At 63.1% G+C, this 22,262-nt stretch carries 18 protein-coding genes; 5 read left to right on the top strand and 13 right to left on the bottom strand.

The window, feature by feature from the left end; genetic code table 11:
• Window positions 1–146 precede the first annotated feature (146 nt).
• Window positions 147–1,322 carry an epoxide hydrolase family protein gene (locus CSW57_RS21825; protein WP_189339396.1) on the top strand — a complete coding sequence of 392 codons (1,176 nt, stop codon included), beginning with the start codon at window positions 147–149 and terminating at the stop codon, window positions 1,320–1,322.
• Window positions 1,323–1,425: 103 nt separating this feature from the next.
• Entirely contained in the window at window positions 1,426–2,685 is a 1,260-nt protein-coding gene (locus tag CSW57_RS21820; protein ID WP_189339395.1) for a cytochrome P450, read from the top strand.
• Between the two features lie 98 nt (window positions 2,686–2,783).
• On the opposite strand, the gene CSW57_RS21815 is transcribed toward CSW57_RS21820, so the two are convergent.
• A complete protein-coding gene (locus tag CSW57_RS21815; protein ID WP_189339394.1) occupies window positions 2,784–3,236 on the bottom strand; it encodes a nuclear transport factor 2 family protein in 453 nt (150 codons plus the stop codon).
• Window positions 3,233–3,733 (bottom strand): HtaA domain-containing protein, encoded by a 501-nt coding sequence (locus CSW57_RS21810; RefSeq protein WP_189339393.1) that lies wholly within the window; start codon window positions 3,731–3,733, stop codon window positions 3,233–3,235. Before CSW57_RS21810 ends, CSW57_RS21815 begins: the two co-directional genes overlap by 4 nt.
• Before the next feature lie 255 nt (window positions 3,734–3,988).
• Between CSW57_RS21810 and CSW57_RS21805 the strand changes: the two genes are divergently transcribed.
• A complete protein-coding gene (locus CSW57_RS21805) occupies window positions 3,989–5,080 on the top strand; it encodes an NDMA-dependent alcohol dehydrogenase (protein WP_099384744.1) in 1,092 nt (363 codons plus the stop codon).
• A gap of 191 nt (window positions 5,081–5,271) precedes the next feature.
• Here the strand turns inward: CSW57_RS21805 and CSW57_RS21800 are convergent, their stop codons facing one another.
• The 3 genes from CSW57_RS21800 to CSW57_RS21790 all read right to left on the bottom strand — a co-directional run bounded on the left by CSW57_RS21800 (window position 5,272) and on the right by CSW57_RS21790 (window position 9,256).
• Window positions 5,272–6,528 (bottom strand): cytochrome P450, encoded by a 1,257-nt coding sequence (locus tag CSW57_RS21800; RefSeq protein WP_189339392.1) that lies wholly within the window; start codon window positions 6,526–6,528, stop codon window positions 5,272–5,274.
• Between the two features lie 53 nt (window positions 6,529–6,581).
• Window positions 6,582–7,586 (bottom strand): PDR/VanB family oxidoreductase, encoded by a 1,005-nt coding sequence (locus CSW57_RS21795; RefSeq protein ID WP_370624016.1) that lies wholly within the window; start codon window positions 7,584–7,586, stop codon window positions 6,582–6,584.
• A gap of 239 nt (window positions 7,587–7,825) precedes the next feature.
• A complete protein-coding gene (locus tag CSW57_RS21790) occupies window positions 7,826–9,256 on the bottom strand; it encodes an NAD(P)/FAD-dependent oxidoreductase (protein ID WP_099384742.1) in 1,431 nt (476 codons plus the stop codon).
• 308 nt (window positions 9,257–9,564) lie between these two features.
• On the opposite strand from CSW57_RS21790, the gene CSW57_RS21785 reads away from it, so the two are divergent.
• Window positions 9,565–11,190 (top strand): flavin-containing monooxygenase, encoded by a 1,626-nt coding sequence (locus CSW57_RS21785; RefSeq protein ID WP_099384801.1) that lies wholly within the window; start codon window positions 9,565–9,567, stop codon window positions 11,188–11,190.
• Window positions 11,191–11,372: 182 nt separating this feature from the next.
• On the opposite strand, the gene CSW57_RS21780 is transcribed toward CSW57_RS21785, so the two are convergent.
• From CSW57_RS21780 to CSW57_RS21770, 3 genes are all read right to left on the bottom strand, one after another.
• On the bottom strand, window positions 11,373–12,788 hold the full coding sequence (locus CSW57_RS21780; RefSeq protein ID WP_223249433.1) for an aldehyde dehydrogenase family protein: 1,416 nt from the start codon (window positions 12,786–12,788) through the stop codon (window positions 11,373–11,375).
• 147 nt (window positions 12,789–12,935) lie between these two features.
• A complete protein-coding gene (locus CSW57_RS21775) occupies window positions 12,936–13,391 on the bottom strand; it encodes a MaoC/PaaZ C-terminal domain-containing protein (protein WP_223249432.1) in 456 nt (151 codons plus the stop codon).
• A complete protein-coding gene (locus CSW57_RS21770) occupies window positions 13,388–13,885 on the bottom strand; it encodes an FAS1-like dehydratase domain-containing protein (protein ID WP_223249431.1) in 498 nt (165 codons plus the stop codon). Before CSW57_RS21770 ends, CSW57_RS21775 begins: the two co-directional genes overlap by 4 nt.
• Before the next feature lie 77 nt (window positions 13,886–13,962).
• On the opposite strand from CSW57_RS21770, the gene CSW57_RS21765 reads away from it, so the two are divergent.
• The gene (locus CSW57_RS21765) at window positions 13,963–15,576 is read left to right on the top strand and encodes a GMC family oxidoreductase (RefSeq protein WP_099384741.1); all 1,614 of its coding nucleotides are present in this window, start codon (window positions 13,963–13,965) and stop codon (window positions 15,574–15,576) included.
• Between the two features lie 53 nt (window positions 15,577–15,629).
• Here CSW57_RS21765 and CSW57_RS21760 read toward each other — a convergent pair whose 3' ends face one another.
• Genes CSW57_RS21760 through CSW57_RS21740 form a run of 5 tightly spaced genes read right to left on the bottom strand, consistent with a single transcriptional unit; the run spans window position 15,630 to window position 22,176 of the window.
• A complete protein-coding gene (locus CSW57_RS21760; protein WP_099384740.1) occupies window positions 15,630–16,052 on the bottom strand; it encodes a Zn-ribbon domain-containing OB-fold protein in 423 nt (140 codons plus the stop codon).
• Window positions 16,049–17,185 carry a thiolase family protein gene (locus tag CSW57_RS21755; protein ID WP_223249430.1) on the bottom strand — a complete coding sequence of 379 codons (1,137 nt, stop codon included), beginning with the start codon at window positions 17,183–17,185 and terminating at the stop codon, window positions 16,049–16,051. Before CSW57_RS21755 ends, CSW57_RS21760 begins: the two co-directional genes overlap by 4 nt.
• A gap of 11 nt (window positions 17,186–17,196) precedes the next feature.
• Complete coding sequence (locus CSW57_RS21750; RefSeq protein ID WP_099384738.1) at window positions 17,197–19,761, bottom strand: CaiB/BaiF CoA-transferase family protein; 2,565 nt, start codon at window positions 19,759–19,761, stop codon at window positions 17,197–17,199.
• 1 nt (window position 19,762) lies between these two features.
• On the bottom strand, window positions 19,763–20,677 hold the full coding sequence (locus CSW57_RS21745; RefSeq protein ID WP_099384737.1) for an amidohydrolase family protein: 915 nt from the start codon (window positions 20,675–20,677) through the stop codon (window positions 19,763–19,765).
• 8 nt (window positions 20,678–20,685) lie between these two features.
• The gene (locus CSW57_RS21740) at window positions 20,686–22,176 is read right to left on the bottom strand and encodes a flavin-containing monooxygenase (protein ID WP_099384736.1); all 1,491 of its coding nucleotides are present in this window, start codon (window positions 22,174–22,176) and stop codon (window positions 20,686–20,688) included.
• Window positions 22,177–22,262 lie beyond the last annotated feature (86 nt).

Raw genomic sequence — 22,262 nt, 5'->3', positions numbered from 1 at the left:
ACCCGGTCTTCCTGGTCTTTACGGCGACCATCTGCTTCGCCCGGGAGCACACCAATCACGGCACGGTCGCTCTCAATTGTGTTGTACTGATCCGCCTGAGTAATGTGGCCCACACATCGTCTGATTCACGTTTGGAGACCCTGGCCATGAAGCCGCAGCCGTTCGAGATCGCGATACCTGCTGAGGTGCTGGACAACCTCCAGCGACGCCTTGAGCTGACCACTTTCGCACCCGACCCCGGCAATGACGACGGTCGCTACGGAGTGACCAGTAAGTACATGCGTGAACTCGTGCGGAACTGGCGCGACGACTACAACTGGCGAGAACACGAAAGCGAGCTCAACACTCTCCCGCATGCACGAGTCGTGATCGACGGAATCCCGATCCACTACATCCACATCGAAGGCAGCGGGCCGCGCCGAATTCCGCTCGTCCTGACGCACGGGTGGCCGTGGACATTCTGGGACTTCCACCGAATCATCGGGCCGCTGACCCGACCGGAAGAGTACGGCGGCGATCCCACCGACTCGTTCGACGTCATCATTCCGTCGCTCCCCGGTTTCACTTTCTCGACGCCGCTCGACACCACGCAGGTGACACACGGCCGGATCGCCGATCTGTGGGTCACCCTCGTTCGTGACGTCCTCGGCTACGACAAGTTCGCGGCGTACGGCGGCGACTGGGGCGCACTTGTCACCACCGCGCTCGGGCACAAGTACGCCGATCAGCTCTACGGCATACACCTGAGCAGCGTCTCGACGCCGATGGGCTGGAACAATGATCGGCCCTGGGATCTGCTGCACAAGGCGGTCGACGCTGCGAAACCAGAAGACCGTGAGCGAGTGATCGCCTGGGAGAGAAGGCGGATCGGCCACATCACGCCCCAGGTGGTCCATCCCCAGACGCTCGCCCACGCGATGCACGACTCACCGGCCGGACTCGCCGCCTGGCTGATCGAGCGGCGTCTGCGCTGGACCGACCCGGCACTGGACTTCGACGAGATCTACCCGGTCGAATTCCTCCTCACCAGCGCCACCTTGTACTGGGTGACCAATTCCTACGCCACCACCGCGCGTCTGTACTTCGAGGGGCCGGCCAACCCATGGCAACGATCACATGACCTGACGCCGCTGATCCAGTGCCCGACCGGCCTGTCGATCTTCGCCGATGACGCCCCACCCGGCGCGTCCTTCGATCATCTGGGCACTTTGTACAACGTGAGCAACGTGGTCCACCACGACGTCGGTGGGCACTTCGGTCCGATGGAGAGTCCTGACGCGTTGGTCGACGACATCAGAGGAACGTTCCGCGTTCTGCGGTGAGCGATCGCCGGACGTCAGGGTCCCAATCGTCTACGCTGTGATGGTCAACACAATAAGGTCACCTTTGAGGTTGGCCCACAGACCAGACGGAGCGTATCCGCAGATGACATCTCAACCAGACATTGACAAGCTCCATGACGATTACCGGCGCGACTACGACCCCTACAGCTCGGTCGGTATTGCCGAGCACCTCGCCGAGATCGCCGACCGACGCGAGAAGATGCCCATCAGCTACTCCGCGAGGGGTAACGGATGTTGGGTGCTGACCAGATACGACGACATCTCAAGCGTGTTGCGACGCAACAACCGTGGGTTCATCAGCTTCCCCAACGATCCCGACGGTATCAACAGTCAGGGATCCGAAGAGGGCATGATTCCCATCGAGATCGACGGCATCCGTCACAAGCAGTTCCGGCAACTGCTGGATCCGATGTTCTCGCCGAAAAGGGTTGCGCTACTCGAAGATCAGCTCACACAGTGGGCCAACCGACTGATCGACGGATTCATCGGGAAGGGAGCTTGCGACTTCGTCGAAGAGTTCGCGCTGCCGTTCCCCGGCGTGACGGTGCTGACCATCATGGGCTGGCCCACCGAGGACATGCACAAGATGAACGCCTGGACGGCCACGCTGCTCCACGGCGTCGTCGGCGGTACCCCTGAGGAGACCATGGCCGCGCGCGGGCAGGCGCACGTGGAGATGCGCGAGTACATGCTCAACATGATCACCGAGCGACGCGGTGTCCCTCGCACCGACGACGTGACCTCGGCTGCGCTCGACGTGGAGATCGACGGCAAGAAGCTCACCGACCTCGAGTTGTTCGACCTCTTCCTGTTGATGATGACCGCCGGGCTCGACACCGTGCAGAGCGTCCTGTCGCAGTCCATGGTGTACCTCGCGCGCCACCCCGAGCAGTGGGACCGGATGTTCGAGAATCCGGACGCCCTCGCTCCCGCCATCGAGGAACTGCTTCGCTGGGCCGCACCGGCCGTGCCGACGCGCACGATCGTCGACGAGTCGGCCGACGTCGGCGAACTCACGCTTCCCAAAGGCGAACGAGTCCACTTCCCCCTTGCCGCCGCAAACCGCGACCCGAAGTACTACCCGGATCCCGACAAGATCAAGTTCGATCGGGAACCGAAGCCCCACTTGGCCTTCGGGATGGGACCACATCGGTGCGTCGGCCTCCATCTCGCGCGGCTCGAGTTGAAGATCGCCTTCACCGAATTGCGCAGACGCATGCCCGAGTTCAGGCTCGCGGATGACTGCCGGCCGCACGAGCACCTCGGACTCGCCTGGGGCGTGGAAGATGTCCGTCTCGAGTTCGAACCGGCTCAGAGCGAGACAACGGCTGCCATCGGCTGACCCCACTCGATCGAAGCAACAAGAAGGACGATCCACCCGAAAGGGGGGATCGTCCTCCTTGGTTTGCGCCTTGCCTGACCTTCCCGCCAGACAGGGGGTCAGCGGCGACCGGCGAGTTCGTCCGGGACCGTAACCGTCTGCTTCCACTTCATGAACACCAGGCGCTCACTGATTCGCCAGCCAACAGGCGTGCGCCGCAGGGTGTCACGATACGAACCCCCGCCCGACATCCGCACGATCTGCCCCTCCTCGGCACCGCGCCGACCCGTCTCGACACCGTAATCAGAGTGCGCGGTCGCCTGATCACCGTCGACCTCGATCAGGGTGTTGTACAGCGGATGCTGTGCGAACAGCCAGTTGGGGTCGTCACTGCCCAGTCGATTGCTCATCTCAGCCGGCGTCTCGCGCCGCCCACCCATCGGGGTGAAGTCGATGACTGCGTCGTCGGTGAACACGTTGTCCCACATCTCGAACCGGCGTTCGTCCAGGCCGACGGCATAGGCCCGCAGTGCAGCCTCGATCTCCACCCGATCCGACACATCCGCGCTCATATCCGGCTCGCCTTCGATACAGCTGATACCGCGAACGTGAGCGGCTCGAATCGTTCGCCTGCCGCGTAGACGTCGTTGAACACCGGGCATGCCTCCGGCGCCAGTATGACCTCCGGCGCTTGCCAGACCTGAACACTGCCGGCCGAGCGTGGCTCCGAGACGCGAAAGGTCACCAACCGCTTGCGGGGAGCAACGTCAGGGTCGTAGGGGTCGAGGATCGTCAACACTCCCCGATCGCCGTAAACGGTGACCCACGGATCGGCGATTCGCACGTACAGCATCCCGAAGTGCCCGCCGAACCGGACGTCACCCCGGAATGCGTACAGCGCATCTGCGCCGTCGGGCAGCTGAGGTTCGACCGTATCCGGCTCGAACAGCATGTCGTTCGTCTCGGTGGGCATTGCGCCCCCGCTGACAGTTGCCTGCCCGTCCGGCATCCGAGCGATGTACTCGACGAAACTGCGTTTGATCCCCCACACGAGACCAGGGGTGGTCACGCCGTCCATCCCTGGGACCACGACTTCCGGAACACCAAATCAACAGTCATACGAATATCATTGCGCACATGGTTGCCCGCCGTCCAGGTATTCTCGCCACCACTCTTCAGCAAGCGCTTGAACTGGTCTTTAGTGACGCGCCGCGATGGCCCGGCCGATCCGGCGAAAGTCATAGTTGTGTTGCAGTGAGCTTTGGTCCATACTTGTGATTCCGATAACAGCGCACCGGATGAGCGCGCCGAACTAGGAGTCAGCATGAGCAAGTCCGCCATCTTGTGGAACGTCGGCGAGAAGTGGAACGTGGAATCGGTCGACGTGGTGGAACCGCGCGCCGGAGAAGTTCTCGTCAAGATCAAGGCCAGCGGCCTGTGCCACTCGGACGATCATTACGTCACGGGCGACCAGCCGGCCGCACTGCCGCTCGTCGGCGGGCATGAGGGCGCCGGAATCGTCGAGGCAGTAGGCCCAGGGGTCACACGGGTCAAGCCCGGCGACCACGTTGTCATGGTGTTCAACCCACCGTGTGGGGACTGCCATTTCTGCAACGCCGGCAAGCACAACCTCTGTTTCATGACCACCATCGGGAACGGGTCGATCGCACCCTTCAACGCCCGTGGACAGCAGTTCGGGGGCGTCGCCGAACTCGGTACGTTCAGCGAGTACACGGTGGTCAACCAAGAGCGGACCATCAAGATCGATGACGACATCCCATTCAGCTCAGCCGCTCTGCTCGGCTGCGCAGTCATCACCGGCTGGGGTGCGGCTGTGTACCTCGGTGAGGTGAAGCCCGGTGAGACCGTCGTGGTCATCGGTACCGGAGGTGTCGGTATCAATTCTCTGCAAGGCGCCCGCAACGCCGGCGCCGGCATGATCGTCGCGATCGATCCCGTCGAGTTCAAACGTGAGCAGGCGAAGAAGTTCGGGGCAACCCACACCGCGGGCAGTGTCGCCGAAGCCATGGAGCTCCTGGCCACCGAGACCAAGGGCCAGATGGCCGACGTCTCGATCATCTCGGTCGGAGTCGGTGACGGCGACATGCTGCAGGACGCCAGCCGTCTCGTCGGCCCTGGCGGCCGCACGATCATCACCTCTGTCACCCCTGCCGCCAGCAGCTCCGTGAACTTCAGCCTGTTCGAGTTCACGCTGCAGGAGAAGACGTTGCGCGGCAACGTCTATGGTGGGGTCAACGTCTACCGTGACATCCCCTTGTTGCTCAATCTCTACCGACTCGGCAAGCTCAATCTCGAAGATCTGATCACCAACACGTACTCGCTCGACGACATCAACACCGGCTACGCCGACATGCACGCGGGACGCAACCTCCGCGGCGTCGTGCTGATGGACTGACCGCTGCGTAGTCACCCATGATCAGGGGGCGCCATGGAGTATTCCATGGCGCCCCTTTCCATGTGCTCAGGCTTCCGCGTCGACTCACGTACGCACACGTTCTTCCCTATCACCTGCACACGACAAAAGGCGGAGGAATCGATGTCCTCGATTCCTCCGCCCCGTGCGACGGCTCCTGGCCGCCTGTGGTGTCAGCCCTCGCGTGAGCCCGGCGAGAACGTCAGGTGAACGTTGTTGACGCCCCAGGCCAGACCGAGGTGCTCGTGAGGGGTGTGTTCGGGGTCCAGTGAGAACTCCGGCACGCGGCGAGTCAGTTCCTCGAACGCGATACGCAGTTCCAGGCGCGCCAGATGCGCCCCGACGCACCGGTGCGGTCCCATCCCAAAGCCCATGTGCGGCTTGGTGTCCGCTGCAACGAAACGTTCGAGTACGACGTCGTCCGGGTTGTGGTAGTACGCCGGATCACGATTGGCGACGGCCAGCGGGAAGTGAACCCTCTCCCCCTTCGGGAGCGTGATGTCTCCGACGGTGACCTCATCGTGGACGATGGTCCGGGTCGGCACGGGCGGAGCACCCCATCGAACGAATTCCTCGACCGCGGATTCGATGAGTGCCGGATCGTCGACGAGCCGCTTCCACTGATCAGGGTTGCGGCCGAAGAACACCATCGCCTGGCCGAGGACGCTCTGCACGGTGTCGAGGCCGGCCAGCATCATCAGGAGGAAGAGGTCGAACAGCTCGAGGTCGGTGAGCTTCTTGCCCTCGATCTCGCAATCGATGGCCGCCGAGGTCACGTCTTCGCGCGACGGACTGTTACGGCGATCGGCGATGAGATTGAGCATGTACTCGCGAATCTCCATGTGTGCCTTGCCGCGTGCGGCGTTCGCTTCGTCCTCGGAAGCGCCCGGGAGTCCGTGCATGACGATGTCGACCCACCCGTTGAGCAGATCGACGTCCGCCTCGGGCCAGCCCATGATCTTCATGACCGTGACGCCTGGGAAAGGAAGAGCGAAGCCGTTGACGAAGTCACACTTCCCGTCTTCGATGAATCCGTCGATCAGTCGATTCGACCATGCCCGCAGGTCGTTCTCCAGCGTCGCCACCCGCTCCTGGGAGAAGGCGGGATCGAGCATCCGGCGGAATTCTTGATGACGTCGGCCGTCGAGTTCGATCGGGATCATCCCCTCCTCGGAACCCTGACTGTTCACGCCGTCGGGGTCGTTCGGGAAGCTGATGAAGCCTCGGTTGCTCCGGCGCAGCACACTGGCGATGTCGTCGTAGCGGGTCAGAACCCACGTGCCGTTGCCTCGTGCCGAGTAACTGATCGGCATGTTCTGGCGTCGGTCGGCCAGCTCGCTGAGCTGCTCCGCTATGGGGACATCGTGATACGGGTCGTAGTCGCGCCGATACTGTTCGCGTAGTTCAGATGTCGATACTGACGTGGTCATTGTTGACTCCATTGACTTGGGTGGCTGATTTCCTGCGTGGGGTGAAGAAGTGGTCAGATCTCAAGGGTCAGGCGAGGAGTGAGGGCGCGCGAGACACACACCATCATGGTTTCGTTGGCCTCTCGTTCGGCCGGCGTGAGGATCGAATCGCGGTGTTCGGGTGTTCCTGCCAGGATCACGGTCTCGCAGGATCCGCAGGTGCCCTCTTGGCACGACACGACGATCGGGATGTCGTTCTCCTGCATGACGTCGACGATCGATTTGCCCGGCGGAACCGTGATCGTCTTGTCCGACATCTGGCACTCGACCTCAAAAGACTCGGCCAGCAACGGTTCCTCCAGCGCCTTGGGAGAGAAGCGTTCGAGGTGAAGCGAGCCTGCCGGCCACGGCTCGCAAGCGTTTTCTATCGCTTGGAGCAGCGGCTCGGGGCCGCAGCAGTACACGGCGGTGTCACCACGCACTGTGCCGAGCAGACCAGGTAGATCCAGCAAACCGAACTCGTCCTGAGGACGAATCGATACGCGCTCACCGTATGTCGACGTCAGATGGTCGACGAAGCTCATGCTCGACTTCGTCCGGCCGCCGTACACGAGTTCCCAACTGGCGCCCGCTGATTCGGCCGCCGCAATCATCGGCAGCATCGGTGTGACACCGATTCCGCCGGCGACGAAGATGTACGAACCAGCTTTGTCGAACGCAAAGTTGTTGCGCGGACCGCGGATACGGATCGACGCCCCTGCGGCCAGCTCATCGTGGAGGTAGATCGAACCTCCTCTGCCTTCGGGCTCCCGGAGTACGGCGACCTGCCAGACCCTTCTGTTGGCGACGTCGCCACACAGCGAGTACTGCCGCGACATGTCACCGGGCAGCAGCAGGTCGATGTGAGCGCCGGGTTCCCACGCGGTCAGGTCGCCACCGTCCGGATCGGCGAACTCCAGGAGTACGACGTCGTCGGCGATCAATTCCTTGCGCGACACCACAAGAGTCCGAATCTCTTCGGTACCCGTGACGCTTCCAGCCTTCACACCCGTGTGGCTGTCGACTACTACCTCGGACACTGTGGCCTCCAGCCCTAGTTCCCACCGTGCGACTGCCACTGATGTCTGCAGTCACACGGTTATGTTCATGTGGTTTAGCTAACATGATAGCTGTAACACAATAAAGACGCGAGCCCCCAGAATCGACCGACTCGGGCCCGGACGCACGATTGGGCCTGCTCGACTCATCGAGCAGGCCCAATGGTGCTTCTTGAAGAATTGACGAGATTTGTAGTGTGTGTCGCCGGCTGAGCTACGGTTCAGCGCGCCTGGATCCGGGCGCCGAGTTCGTCCCAGTTCTCTTTGATCTCGTTGACGACCTCATCGGCCTTCAGCCAGTCATTCGAACGCAGCAACTGGGTGGTCTCGCGATACTTGACGTAGCGGTCCTCGTCCAGCGAAGCCCACACCGCGAGCCGATCCGAGAACCCCAGATCTGCTGCCGATTCGTCAGGTGTCCGCGGCTCACCGTCAACCGTCACCTCGACGCCGGGAATCCGGTAGTCGAGCGCGGTCGAACTGTTCCAGCAGAACTGCACGACCTTGTCGGTCGCCGCGTAGTAGCGACCGGCGAGTCCGCCCAGATCACCCGGCTTTTCGCTGAGCTGCTCGTTGATCTGCTGTGCCAGTGCACGCGCATCCAGAGCCGCAATCGTCATGCCTTGGCCGTACACCGGGTTGAACGCCGACCACGCGTCACCGATCGCAAGGAAGTTCTCCGGGCGTTCGTCGAGTCCGGCGAAGTCGCGCAAGCGGTTGGTCGTGTCGCGCCAGATCTGGATTCGTCCCGGGAACTCCACCGAGTCCAGTGCCTTGTCCAACTCTGGCACGCCGATCTTGGAAACGAACTCCTTGAGATCGGCCTCCTTGCGCGGGGGATAGTCGCCGGCGGAACCCTGCACGGTGAGGATCCAGCGGCGCTCCCCTTCGACCACCCACATCGCCATGGCCCTGCGGGCTGCCTCCGGGGTCCGGGCGTCGTCGCCGACCGGGACGCAGGCCAGCGCCTGAAAACCGGGATCCCAGTCCTCTGGAACGTTCAAGAAGGTGCTGGCATATCCCCAGTGTGCGTTCACAACCGTCTCGACGGGCTTCGGGTAGCCGATCTCGGCCAGCCAATCGGGCCCGATCGACCGGCGGCCGCTGGCATCGATCACCAGGTCGCCCTCGATCACTTCGCCTGTCTCACCGTCCAGACGAATACCGGTGACCTTGCCCTCGGTCCCCACCAAGCCGGCAACCGGACTCTTTGTCCGGAAGCGCACGTTTGCGATCGCCTGTGCGCGATCGCGGACCGCCCACTCGATCAGCGGACGGCTGGCCATGAGAAAGCGCAGCCGAGACGGGAACCGAGGCGACCACCCGATGCGGTCCAGCCGCATGACGTCACCGGTCGAATCCAGATCGGCCGCGCCGCCTTCGAGCGCCTTCTCCGAGAATCCTGGCAACAGCTCGTCTATCGCCTGGCGCCCGGCAGCCAGGAGCGCATGGAAGTGCGCACCCTGCGCGACACCGTTGCGCTGCTGCGGGGTGTCGGGGAACTCGTCCCGGTCCACGATCAGCACTTCTTCGAAATGCTCTGCGACCGCCGCCGCGGCCAGGCAACCGGCGATGCTTCCGCCGATCACGATCGCTCGCCCGAACTTCGTGGCGGTCTCGGTGCCGCCGGCAGCTGTTGGTTGGCTCGTCACACGTCTCTCCTCGATCGATTGTGTGGTCGGTCGTCTCTGTCCTCACCGTGCCCGGCCACTCGTCTCCAACAGTAGAACACAATTGTCATACAAGGAAGCGTTCTGGTCCGATTGGCAGGCTCGTGCAACTCACGTGTGGAATCCAGCCCGTTCGGGAGGACTACTGCAGTCGCCGATAGAGGGTTTGACATCCACTGTGGATCAGAGTTTCATAATAAGTACACAACTTGGCGAGGCAGAGTTCTGTCGTCGGACGACTCCGGCGTCGGGACGTCAGATGCCCATACGATCCCGACGAAAGAGTGCAGATGGCCTCGAACACAACGCGCACCGACCCCACCAACGCACCGGTACTCCTCGACGCCCTGGTGGTCGGCGCCGGGATTTCGGGCCTACATCAGCTGTTCGCGCTTCGAGAGAAGGGCCTCGATGTCCGGTTGATCGAAGCGGGGGCAGGAATTGGTGGTACGTGGTTCTGGAACCGCTACCCGGGCGCCCGATTCGACTCCGAGAGCTACACGTACGGGTACTTCTTCTCCAAGGAGATCATCGACGAGTGGGATTGGTCGGAGGAGTACGCCGGCCAGCCCGAGATCGAGAAGTATCTCAACTTCGTCGCCGATCGTCTCGATCTGCGCCGCGACATGCAGTTCAACTCGCGGGTCGTCTCGGCGCACTGGAATGAAGACGTCCGGGAATGGTTGGTGGACACCGAGTCCGGTGAATCCTTCCGAACGCGGTTCCTGATCACCGCACTCGGGATCTTGTCGAAGCCCGCCTTCCCGAAGATCCCCGGCCTCGAGGACTACCGCGGCGAGTGGCATCACACCGGCCTGTGGCCACATGAGGAAGTCGACTTCACCGGCAAGCGGGTCGCGGTCATCGGTACGGGTTCCAGTGGCGTGCAGATCATCCCGTTCGTGGCGAAGGCAGCGGCATCACTGACCGTGTTCCAGCGCTCGGCGAACTGGTGCACCCCCATCAACAACCATGCGATCTCGGCTGAGCGGTCCGCCGAGATTCGAGCGACCATCAACGAGATCTACGAGGCCACCCAGTCCACCCCCGCGGGTGCCATGCACAAGCCGATGACCGAGTCGTCGCTGGCGATGACGGACGAACAGCGGCGGGCGATCTGGGACGAACTGTACGACGCGCCCGGAATGGCATTCGTATTGGCGAACTTTCGTGATGTGTCGGTCGACCGCACAGCGAATGCCAATCTGACCGCGTACCTCGCTGAGAAGATCAGTGCCCGAGTTCACGATCCTCTGACTGCGGCGAAACTCATCCCCACCGATCACGGTTTCGGCCAGAAGCGACCGCCTCTGGAGAACAACTACTACGAAACCTTCAACAGCCCACACGTGAAGCTGGTGTCGACCATCGAAGAACCCCTGGTCAGGTACACCGCGACCGGTGTCGAAACCTCCACCGACATCTACGAATTCGACATGATCGTCATCGCGACAGGCTTCGAAGCGGTGACGGGTTCATACAATGCGATCGACATCCGTGGTGTCGAAGGCCGGCCGCTCACCGAACACTGGGTTGCGGGTCCCCGGACCCACCTGGGAATACAGGCCGAGGGCTTCCCGAACCTCTTCTTCGTCGGTGGCCCGCAGAGCGCCTCGGGCATCATCCCCCGCGTGACCGAGACCCAGGCCAACTGGGTTGCCGATTGTGTGGCGCACTTGCGCGATCACGGGCTCACCCGGATCGAGGCAACCGTTGCCGCCGAGGAGGAGTGGAACGACCACGTGGACTCCCATCTTCGCGGCACGCTGCAAGAGGATGCGGAGTCCTGGGCTTTCGGTTCCAACGTCGAAGGGCGCCGACGCGCGTACCTGCTGTACGCCGGCGGCCAGCCTCTCTACCGCGAGAAGATCGCCGAGGCAGCCGAGGCGGGCTACAAGGGTTTCGAGTTGTCCTAGCAACTCCTCCCCTGGGCAACGTCTCCCCTGAACACCGGACGGCCCGATCGACTTTCGTCGATCGGGCCGTTTTGTCTTGCCCGGTTTTGAAGCAGATGACAGCGACATCACCGCAGAACGCAAGAGCCGCCCGGACAAACCGGGCGGCTCTTGTTCACTGCGTCATCACAGCGCGGGTTGTCTCACAGGTCCGCACCGTTGCCGTAGATGATCTGGCGCTGGGTGTACTCCTCGAGTCCGGCGAGACCGTTCTCCACGCCGATACCGCTCCAGCGGGCGCCGCCGAACGGCACATGAGGGCCGTGGTTGATGGCGTGTCCGTTGATGTACACGGTGCCCACGCGCAACCGGCGGCCCACAGCCAGGGCCCGGTTGGCGTCGGCACTCCAGACCGACCCTCCGAGACCGTATTTCGAGTTGTTCACCTCGGCGATGACCGCGTCGAGATCGGTGTACGACACCAGCGGTACAACCGGACCGAACTGCTCCTCGTCGATGATCGCGGACCCGGCGGGCACATCGGTCAGAATCGTGGGCTCGAGGAAGTAGCCATCCTCTCCGACCCGATTGCCGCCGGCGCGCACCGTGGCACCGCCGGCGACTGCCGACTCGAGCAGGCCGTTCACACGGTCATACTGAGCACGGTTGTTGATCGGCCCGAGCCGGACGTCGGCTGCGTCGCCGGCGCCGACCTTCACGCCCGCCGCGACATCAGCGAGTGCGTCGGCCACAGCGCCGTAGATCGATTCCGGCACGTACACCCGCTTGGCAGCCCCGCACACCTGACCGTTGTTGACGAACGCACCCCAGAAGAGGTCCTCGGCCGCCTTGGCGATGTCGATGTCGTCGAGGACGATTGCCGGGTCGTTGCCGCCGAGCTCGAGTGTCACTCGCTTGAGATCGTCTGCCACGGCCTTGGCGACGGATTTCCCGGCCGAGGTGGAGCCTGTGAAGCTCACCATCGCGGTCGTCGGGTGCTTGGTCAGCGCGACGCCGACCTCGTCGCCGCCGGACACGATGTTGAGCACACCGGCAGGGAAGGCATCCTGCAGAAGTTCACCGAGACGCAGGGTCGCGATGGGGGTGTACGGAGAGGGCTTGAGGACCACGGTGTTACCCGCACGAAGAGCAGGCGCGAACTTCCACGCGGCCTGGATGACCGGGTAGTTCCACGGAGTGATCGCCGCGACGACGCCCAACGGCAGACGTACCTGGGCTACCTCGCCAGGGGTGATGTATTCCTTGTCGGCGATCTCGACGTCGGCGAAGTACGAGATCCACGCTGCGGTGCCATGCACTTCACCGATCGCGTCGGCGAGCGGCTTACCCTGTTCGCTCACCAGTAGTGCCGCCAACTCGTCGACATGCGCGGTCACCACCTCGGCCGCTTTGCGCATCGCGATCTGCCGGGCCTCATCGTCCACCGACCAGTCCACGAATGCCTTGTCCGCGGCGGCGAACGCAGCATCGATCTCGTCTTTGGTGGCGCTCGGCGCCTCGGCGAACGGCTTCTCGGTCGCCGGGTTGATGACCGAGAAATACTCACTGCCTACCGAACCGCCGTCGATCGACATCGAGAAGCGCTGGAGTTCTGACATGTTGACACCCTTTGTTAGTTCGGCATGCACCGCGCCGCCGATACCATGTTGACCACGGCTTGAACTCAGTTTGATGATGGTTGTAAACCGATTAGCAAAATAATAAGCAGTGACGTCCGTCAGTGCAAGGAGTTCGTGTGCCGGCGTTCACATCGGAGCGACGTTCCCGGTCGCAGCTGCCAGGACGACCGTGGCCGAACCGGGCGCCAGCAGATCGCCGCTGTCGTCGGTGATCTGCACGTTCAGGTCAATCTCGCGCCCCCGCGCAGTGGTCCGCACCGCCGAGACCGTGGCCTCGACCCGGATCGGAACTCCTCGAAGATTCGGTCGGCGGAACTGGAGGGAAACCCTGGTGATCTCGCCACGACCAGCTAGCCACTGGCGCAGCATGACGTGTACGTACGACCATTGCAGGCGCCCCATCCCGATGGCTGATGGATAGCCGGCGCGAATGCCCTCGGCGTCGTCCATGTGAATCGGTACGAACTCATCGTTGACGGCGGCATAACGATTCCAGTGGGCGAATCCCGGGGTTCTGGTGAACGCGGGCAGAACTGTGCCCACCACAGCCGTTTCGGGGGTCGCCGGCTGGTCGGGGGTCACCGGCCGTACCTGATCGACGTCTCAAAAATCGTCTTGATCCAGCGGCCGTGCTGGTCGATCCAGATGTCCTCGGTGACCGTGAACAACATGGGCCCATTCCTGCCCACTCGTTCGGTGTAGCCAACCAGCCTCACATCGGACCGGATGACGTCTCCGACCTGCATCGGGGACCCGTATTCGACGTCGAGGCCGCCTGCCACCTGGTATTTCAATCCGGGCCCGCGCACGCCGATCATCTTCTCGGGGCGATCGGTGTCCCCCGGATCGATCCTGACCGGGGGTGACCGTCGGTCGTTGACGCCCCAGGCGAACGGGTTGAACTCGTCCGGCGCGATGCGGACACCCTGCGAGGAAACGACCGCCATCTCTGCCTCTTCGGGATAGCAGACCGCCACGGACCACCGGCGGATGTCCGAGTCGCCGATCGGGTACGACACGCGCCAGTCGATGACCGATCCGACGGCGCGACGCATTTCGGGATTGATGAGTGTCATCACCAGACTTTCGGCCGCTCGGTGCGCAGAACACGACTTTAACACCACTGAACCAGCAATGGTCTACGATTAGAAGCATGGTTGAGAAATCCCAACGCGACTTCGACTTCATCATCATCGGCAGTGGCGCCGGCGGCGCTGTGGTCGCGAACCGCGTCAGCGAGAACCCGCGTCACTCCGTACTGCTGATCGAGGCCGGGGGCAAGGATCTGAACCCGATCCACCTGGTGCCCAAGGGTTTCTACTTCACGATGAACAACCCACGCACCTCGCAGAGCTACACAACGGAACCGTACGGCGACGGGATGACCGGGACCTGGCCTCGCGGTCGGGTTCTCGGTGGCTCGACCACCATCAACGGCATGGTGTGGAACCGCGGTTGGGCTCCTGACTACGACGCCTGGGAGAAGCTCGGCCTCAAAGACTGGAACTGGGACCGGTTCCTGACAGCTTTCAAACAACTCGAAGACCACGAACTGGGCCCGAGTGCCACCCGGGGCGTCGGTGGCCCAGTGAAGATCTCCATCACCAGCCCGCCGGAGCAGGCCAGCGACGCGTTCATCGAGGCAATGGGCAAGCACGGCATCGGATTCGTTCGTGACCCCAACGGCAGCGACGACGAGCGAGTGGGATACGTCGCCTCGAGTATCAAGCGCGGAACGCGGATGAGCGCGGCTCGTTCCTTCCTCAAACCAGCCCGGCGTCGTAAGAACCTCACCATCGTGACCCACACCTACGTCGAGAGCCTGATCCTCGACGGCACCCGGGTGGTCGGTGTCCGCGGGCGCCATAAGGGCAACGAGGTGACTTACCGCGCCCGCAAAGAGGTCATCGTCTCCGGCGGCCCGCTGGAATCACCCCAGCTGCTCGAACGTTCGGGTATCGGCAGGCCCGAGGTACTCCGAGCGGCCGGGATTCCCGTGGTCGTCTCGAGCCCCAAGGTCGGCGAGAACCTGCGCGAACACCGCGGTCTGATGCTGCAGGTCCGACTCAAGGACGTCGCGGGCTTCAACAAACAGGCCTCGAGCTTCCCTCGCCAGATGTGGGCCGGATTCAAGTATCTGTTCACTCGCGACGGTCTGATCGCGCACGGCGGGTACAACATAGTCGCGGCATACAAGTCCGATCCTGCCTCGCCCAGGCCTGACACCCACGCATTCTTCACCCCGATTTCCACGTCGGCTGTGAGTCCGACGTCGGGTCGCCTTGTCGTCGACAAGTTCCCGGGCGCCCGATTCATCGTGTCCCCGACCTTCCCGACGAGTCAGGGCTCCATTCATGTCACCGGGCCCAAGGCTGCCGACGCACCCCGCATCGTCCCCAACTATGTGTCGACCGACCACGACCGCGACATCATCCCCAAGGTTTTGACAAAGGCGCGGGAAATCTTGGCCACCGAACCGTTCTCACGCTATGTCGCCGAAGAACTGGAGCCGGGACCGCAGCTGATCGACGACGTGGTCCGGTACACGATCAACAACGGGGTCGCGGGGATCCACACGCTGGGTACCTGCGCCATCGGTCCAGACGACGACGATGTGCTCGACGAACGGCTCCGGGTCCGCGGAATCGACAACCTGCGGGTGGTGGACTCATCGGTGTTCCCACAGATGCCGTCGGGCAACTGCAGCGCCCCGACGCAGGCTCTGGCCTGGATCGCCGGCGACATCATCCTGGCCGACAACGCCTGAAGACGCAGGTAGTCCTGACCTCCGGTGGGGGGTCAAGGACTACCTGCGCGACCTCATCGAGTGACAGGCACGAAGACCGGAACCTGACCTGCATCACCGACGTCGACGTAGCGCACCTCAAGCCGGTCCCCCACGGCCACCGGTGTGTCCACGTCGAGTATTCGGCTGAGTAGCCGCACACCGCAGTCGAGTTGGACGAGAACAACGCGGTAAGGCACATCCGGCTTCAGACGCGCAGCGTAGGCGCGATGGTAGACAACATGACTCCAGACCGAACCGGTTCCGGCGAACTCGCGCCATGTCGCTTCCCGCGACAGGCACTCAGGGCACACCCCCGCCGCCGGCCACCGTACGAACCGACAGTCGTCGCATTGCTGGAAGGTCAACCGGCCCTCCTTCGCACCATCCCAGAACGGTTGGTCGTCGCCTGTGAAGCCAAGTGGCGCTTCGTCGTTCAACTGATCTCCCGGGTTCATTCGATGTCCAAGCTGAAGATCGTGCTCGCGGCCTTCATCATCCCGAAGGTCGAACAGTACTGAGTGGTCCGCATACCGTCGATCTGCCGGTCACCGGCCTCCCCGCGCAGCTGACGAACCATCTCGACCAGATGGAGAAATCCCCACATGTACGCCTCGGAGAGCTGCCCACCGTTGGTGTTCAACGGCAGCTTTCCGTTGTATCCGATTGCGCCCGAACGGAAGGCATCACCGACACCGCCGGGTTCTACGAATCCGTACCACTCGAGCATCTGCATGACCCAGACGCTGGTCGGATCCTGGATGTACAGCGCGTCGATGTCACCGCGGTCGATTCCCGCTGCCGGATAGATCCGGTCGGCCACCTGACCTATCCACGGTCGCATCCACTGGTCGTCGTTCTGCCGATCACGTAACCCGGACTGCTGGGCGATACCCATCACATGTACCGGGGTTCCGGTGAGCTCTTTGGCCTTGTCCGCACTCGCGACGATCAGGCAGGCGCCTCCGTCCGAGATCATGCACAGGTCAGCACGGCGCAGCGGTTCGACGAGATACGGCGCCGCCAAATAGTCGTCGATGGTGAGCGTGTCCCGAAAGATGGCCTGCGGGTTGGCTTGCGCATATTTGCGCTGCGACACCGCGATCTCGCCGAGGTCCGCCTCGGTGGTGCCGTACAGCGCCTGATGCCGCCGAAAGGCCATGCCGGCGACACCTGCGACGTTCAAGAAGCCGTACACCGATGCGTCGTCTTGCCTGCCGAGTGGATGGCTGAACCGGTTGCCGTCGCTTCGCTGGGTCGTGCCGTACACGATGGCGATGCAACTGGCGAGTCCGGCTTCAATGGCTGCGCACGCCAAATGCAGTGAGAAGTTGCAGGTTCCGTAGTCGAGTGTGGCGCTGTAGGCCGGGTTCAATCCCGCCAGGCGTCCGATCTCGGTGTCGATGCCGAAGCCACCGTACGACTTGCAGGTGATCAGGCCGTCGATCTCCGACTTGGCAATACCAGAGTTATTCAGGGTCTGGCGCAACGCCTCGACGCCGATCTCGTCGGCCGAGATACCCGGTACCGTTCCCTGAATCGTATTGCCTACAGCGACGATTGCCGATCTTCCCCGGATTGCACCGGGCACGGACACCGCCATCAGACGATGCCGTCGGCTGCGAGCGCGTCGACGTCGCTCGCCGACAGACCGAGTAGTTCGGAATAGACCTCGTAGTTGTGCTCGCCGTACGCGGCGGCACCACGGTTCACCAATCCACCGATGTGTTGCGGCGTTTCACTCATGTGGACCGACGGTGCGGCCACCGGCCAGCGACCGAAGTTGGTCGCGTCCAGTTCGGTCAGCCAATTGAGGTGACGCAACTGCGGATCCCGCTCGTAGCGATCGGCGGCGGTCTGTGCGACGCCTGCCGCGATGCCGACATCCTGCAATCGCTGCATCAAGGCGTACGGATCGCATTCGCTGGTCCACGAGTCGATCACTCTGTCGAGGTCGGCGCGGTTCTTCTGTCGTGCTTCCGGGGTCGCGAACTCGTCACGCTCCAACCACTCCGTGTGGCCTGCCTCCTTGGCCAATCGGACCCACTCCGATTGCGTCGCGCACGTGATGGCGATCCAGCGGTCGTCACCGTCGCAGCGATAAATGCCCTCCGGTGCCGCCGACGAGTACGGCGAACGGTTCCCTGCCCGCTTGTACGTCCGGCCGTTGACCTCGTGATCGAGCTGCGGCAGCGCGGTCAGGTACAACCCGACCTCACTCTGCGACGCATCGATCCACTGACCTTCTCCGGTCTGCTCACGGTGGTACACCGCAGCGGTGATGGCCAGTGCGAAGCTGTAAGCCCCGTACCAGTCGAGGTACGAGTATCCCCATCCGGCCGGCGGATACGGATCCGGCAGTCCGCTCATGTGCGACAGTCCCGAAAATGCTTGTGCGACAGGACCGACCGTGCGGAACCGACCGTAGCGACCGCGGCTGCCCATGCCCGACTGCTTGGCATAGATGACCGACGGATTGATCTCCCGGAGCACCTCGTAGCCCAGACCCCAGCTCTCCATCACCCCGGGTGAGAACCCTTCGGCGACGATGCCCGACTTGGTGACCAGCTGTTTCGCCAGCTTGAGACCCTCCGGATGTTTGACGTTGAGCGAAAGTCCGCGCTTTCCTGGGTTCTTGTTGTTGTACTGCGCGCCCACCGGACCGCCCTGATCGGCCGGCCATTGCGACGGAACGGGACCTGTTGCCTTCTCCCGTGCTTCCCGGCCACCCACCGGGTTACCGCCACGGCGCGGGTCGAGGTTCTTGTGCCACTCGACCTTGATGACGTCAGCACCGAGCGCGGCCAAGAAACGAGTCGCACCTGCAGAGGCCAGCATCCACGTGAAGTCGAGCACCCGAACTCCCTGCAGCGCGAACGGTGTGCCGTTGGGCGTCAGCCGTTCCTCACCCTCGAACGGCCGGGGCTCGATCGGGGTACGCGGTGCTGCCGACAGCACGGCAGCCCGGTCTTCGTCCAGCAGCGGCGCGCGTCGCCCCGGGACCCATACCGATCCGCCGGTGACCCACTTGCTGGTCGGGTAACGGAAAGACCGCCCGAGCTCGGGGTGTTCGACATCGGTGTAGGTTCCGCGATCGAGCCAGTGCTCGTCGTGAGCACTCTCGTGCGGCTCTCGGACCGGAACCCACATCAGACCGGCCTCTTGCGCTTCACGCCACGGAACGTTGTCGTACATGTACCGACGAATGGTCTGCTCGACCACGTCCATGTTGCTGGCAGCGCCACCCTCCATACCCGGCAGGACCCGGGAGTCCTTTTCCTTCTCGTCGCTGCCATCGCTGATGGTTCCGCCGATACCCCACTTGTCCAGGAACGGGCCCAGCAACGCGGCGTTGCGGGTCATCGCGAGATACCAGCGTCCGTCCTTGGTGCTGAAGATGGAGCGATGACGCGACACCGATGGCGCCGAATGACGGCACGTCTGACGGTTGAACGGGGTTCGCAAAGCGACCCAGGACATCAGGTCACCCTCGGTGTTCTTTGCCACGGCCTCATGGATCGCGCACGACAGATGCTGCCCATGTCCTGTTCGGTTACGAGTGGAGAGCGCAGCCACCACGGTGAACGCGAGTTGCTCTCCGGCGATGGCGTAGGAGTGACCGAGTTGCGGTGCGATCGGCGGGGTTTCGTACTTCAACGAGGGGTCGGGGTCGTAGCCGTTGTTCATCACGACACCGCCGTAGGCGAGATGCACCAAATCGGACGCCTTGAAGTGCTTGTGCGGTCCGTCCTCGCCGAAGGCAGTGAGTCGCCCGTAGATCAATCGCGAGTGTTCGGCCCGGACATCGGCAGAACCCAGCGACAGTTCATCGAGGTAGCCGAGCGGGGTGGAGTCGATGACCACATCGGCGCCGGCGATCAGCGCGGCGTAGTCAGCTCGCCCTTCGGTGGTCTCGACGTCGATGACGATCGACTTCTTACCCCGGTTGTAGGCCCAGAAGTGCAGTGACCTGTCAGGATTCGGCACGTCATCGACAAACGGTGCGAACATGCGACTGGCGCTGCCGCCAGGTGGTTCGACCTTGATGACATCGGCGCCGAGGCCGGCCAGCACCAACGCGCAGTACTCTCCTTCGTGACCGCCGATCTCGACGACACGTACATCGGACAACGAGCCGGCACGATTCCCGGCGATGGGGCTTTTCATCTCAATCTCCATTTTCGAAAGACGTCATGTGACGGGAAGCGACGGCCGGCACCGAGTGCGGTTCGGGCCACTCGAGCCATTTCGCCAGAGCGCCGCCCAGGACGAGTTGCCGCTCGGCGGTGTCGAGTCGGGGAAGGTGGTCGGTGAATGTGTTCACCAACTGCGCGTAGGGAACCGGCAGCCGGGACAAGTCGGATCCGAAGAACACCCGCTGCGCCCCGAACGCCTCGACGAGCCGATAGACGGCGGTCTCGATCGAGGGAAACGGGAAGGTCTCGCGCACAAAACAGGGCAACGCCGAGGCCTTCACAGCGATCCCGGGATATCGCGCCAAATCGGTGAGCGGCTCGATCGCATCGGGCAGCGCCAGACGATCGTCTTCGATCGCGCAGTGATCAACGGTGATGAGCAGACCCGGAAACCGCCTGGCCAGTTCGCCGAACAACCCGTACCGACCTGGTGCATAGACACTGAGGGGTACCCGGTGTTCCTGCGCCGCGGCGAAGAATCCACTGTCGATCGCCGCGCCGAGCGCACTCTCGACGTCACCTCTGTTGAGCGACAACCTGATTCCGCGCATACCGGCGGTCTCTCGCCAATGGGCCAGCTTTTCGACGGCGGCGGGGTCGGCAGTCGGGAATCGGCACAGTGCCCCGAAACGTTCGGGCTCCGCCGCGGCGGTGGCGAGAACGTAGTCGTTGCGCGAGCCCTCCCAGGTCGGCGCGAGAAGCAGTGCCGCGCGGACACCCGCGTTGTCCATCTCGGCTCGCACCTCGGGCACTTCCAACGGCACCGGACGCTGCGGCTCGATGGCGTCCGCCGGCCACGGACGATCGGGGGTCGAGGACTTCCAGACATGGATCTGGGCATCGATGATCACTGAGTCACCGGCGCGGACGGTTTCGTGAGTGGCCATCGGAGGACTCAGACCACCCGGTCGGGTTTGTTTCCGCGGACCGGAGCCATCTCGAAGGTGTCGAAGTCGGTCATCTTGAGTTCTTTGTACTGTTCCTCGTGCTTTTGCCGGGTGAACGGCCAGATGATCGGGGTCCCCACCTTCTGGCTGTACCAGTTCTTGCCCTCGGAATAGGTGGTGTCGGGCAGCGCTTTTCGAACCTCGGCGAGAAACTCCTCGGTGGCTTCCGCGGTGGGCGCGTAGCCCTTCTCGGTTCGGCGAATGACCTCGAGCAACCGCATGAGGTAGCCCACCTCATGGGTGAGCGTCGTCGGGATCGTGATCGAGTTGATCGGCGCGAACGGTCCACACAGCATGAAGAAGTTCGGGAAACCGGTGACCGCGATGCCGCGGAAGGCATTCACACCGTCGCGCCACGCATCGTCGATCGTGCGGCCCTGCGGCCCCGTCAGGTTCATCGGACGCATGTACGCGTGCGCATCGAAACCTGTTGCCCACACGATCACGTCGAGCTCGTGCAGTGTGCCCTTGTCGTCCACGATGCCTTCGGGCACCACCTTGGAGACCCCGCCGAAGACCGGGTGCACGTTGTCCTGTTGCGCCACGCGATAGTAATTCGGGGTCTTGGCGATTCGCTTGACACCGAGGGGCTCGGTGGGCGTGAACTTGGCACGCAACTCGGGGTCGGGAATCTCCCGCTCGAGCATCGCAAGGAACCGGGCCTTCATCTCTTCCCGATCCGGACCTGGGACCAGGCGCCAGGTTTCGTTGCCGTCGGTCTTGATGCGCTGTTCTGCCATGCGCTGGTCGTACCGCTTGGCCAGCGGCGGAATCCGCAGTACCAACTTCTCCAGTCGTGTGTACCGCGGATTCGGCTTGACCTGCATCCATTGCGGCGAACGGATGAAGTGGGTCACGTCAAGACCCTTCTCGCCGAGTGCGGTGACGATCTGGACGCCACTCGAGCCCGTTCCGACGACGCCGACGCGCAGACTCTTGTCGTTGAGATCGACCGAGTGATCCCACTGAGAAGAGTGGAATGACTTGCCGGCGAAGGATTCCACACCGGGGACGGTCGGACGATTGGGTACCCGCAGGAATCCGGTCGCGGACACGACGATGTCGAAGATGTCGGTCGACCCGTCGGCAAGGGTGACATTCCAGACACCGTCGTCCCACGACGCCGCGGTGATCTCGGTGTTGAACCGGATGTGATCGAGCAGTCCGGCATCTTTCGCGAAGTCGGCCAGGTACTTACGCACCTCGGTGCCCGGTGCGTACCGCTTGGTCCAGTGCTGGGCTCGGGCAAAAGAGAACTCGTAGTTGCGAGTCAGAACGTCGACGTGGAGCCCGGGATAGGTGTTGGCATCCCAGGTGCCGCCGACGGCGTTGCGCTTCTCGAAAATCGTGAACTCGTGGCCCGCTTGCTTGAGGTGATAACCCAAGAACAGTCCGGACATGCCCGCGCCCACCACGGCGACCTTCAGCGGCTGCTTCATCACACTCCCATTCCATCGGACGACATCCGGTCCGATGTGTCGAGCACAAGTTTAACATGCTAGCGACATAACTAGACAACCAATAG

Origin of the sequence: Williamsia muralis (assembly GCF_002735905.1) — a bacterium.
GTDB lineage: Bacteria > Actinomycetota > Actinomycetes > Mycobacteriales > Mycobacteriaceae > Williamsia > Williamsia muralis_A.
The sequence above is the reverse complement of the archived record's forward strand: the minus strand, read 5'-3'. Positions and strand labels throughout refer to the sequence as shown.

Coding starts and splice junctions, on each gene's coding strand:
- CSW57_RS21825 (WP_189339396.1), top strand. CDS start 147: ATGAAGCCGCAGCCGTTCGAGATCGCGATACCTGCTGAGGTGCTGGAC.
- CSW57_RS21820 (WP_189339395.1), top strand. CDS start 1,426: ATGACATCTCAACCAGACATTGACAAGCTCCATGACGATTACCGGCGC.
- CSW57_RS21815 (WP_189339394.1), bottom strand. CDS start 3,236: ATGAGCGCGGATGTGTCGGATCGGGTGGAGATCGAGGCTGCACTGCGG.
- CSW57_RS21805 (WP_099384744.1), top strand. CDS start 3,989: ATGAGCAAGTCCGCCATCTTGTGGAACGTCGGCGAGAAGTGGAACGTG.
- CSW57_RS21800 (WP_189339392.1), bottom strand. CDS start 6,528: ATGACCACGTCAGTATCGACATCTGAACTACGCGAACAGTATCGGCGC.
- CSW57_RS21785 (WP_099384801.1), top strand. CDS start 9,565: ATGGCCTCGAACACAACGCGCACCGACCCCACCAACGCACCGGTACTC.
- CSW57_RS21780 (WP_223249433.1), bottom strand. CDS start 12,788: ATGTCAGAACTCCAGCGCTTCTCGATGTCGATCGACGGCGGTTCGGTA.
- CSW57_RS21770 (WP_223249431.1), bottom strand. CDS start 13,885: ATGACACTCATCAATCCCGAAATGCGTCGCGCCGTCGGATCGGTCATC.
- CSW57_RS21765 (WP_099384741.1), top strand. CDS start 13,963: ATGGTTGAGAAATCCCAACGCGACTTCGACTTCATCATCATCGGCAGT.
- CSW57_RS21760 (WP_099384740.1), bottom strand. CDS start 16,052: ATGAACCCGGGAGATCAGTTGAACGACGAAGCGCCACTTGGCTTCACA.
- CSW57_RS21750 (WP_099384738.1), bottom strand. CDS start 19,761: ATGAAAAGCCCCATCGCCGGGAATCGTGCCGGCTCGTTGTCCGATGTA.
- CSW57_RS21745 (WP_099384737.1), bottom strand. CDS start 20,677: ATGGCCACTCACGAAACCGTCCGCGCCGGTGACTCAGTGATCATCGAT.
- CSW57_RS21740 (WP_099384736.1), bottom strand. CDS start 22,176: ATGAAGCAGCCGCTGAAGGTCGCCGTGGTGGGCGCGGGCATGTCCGGA.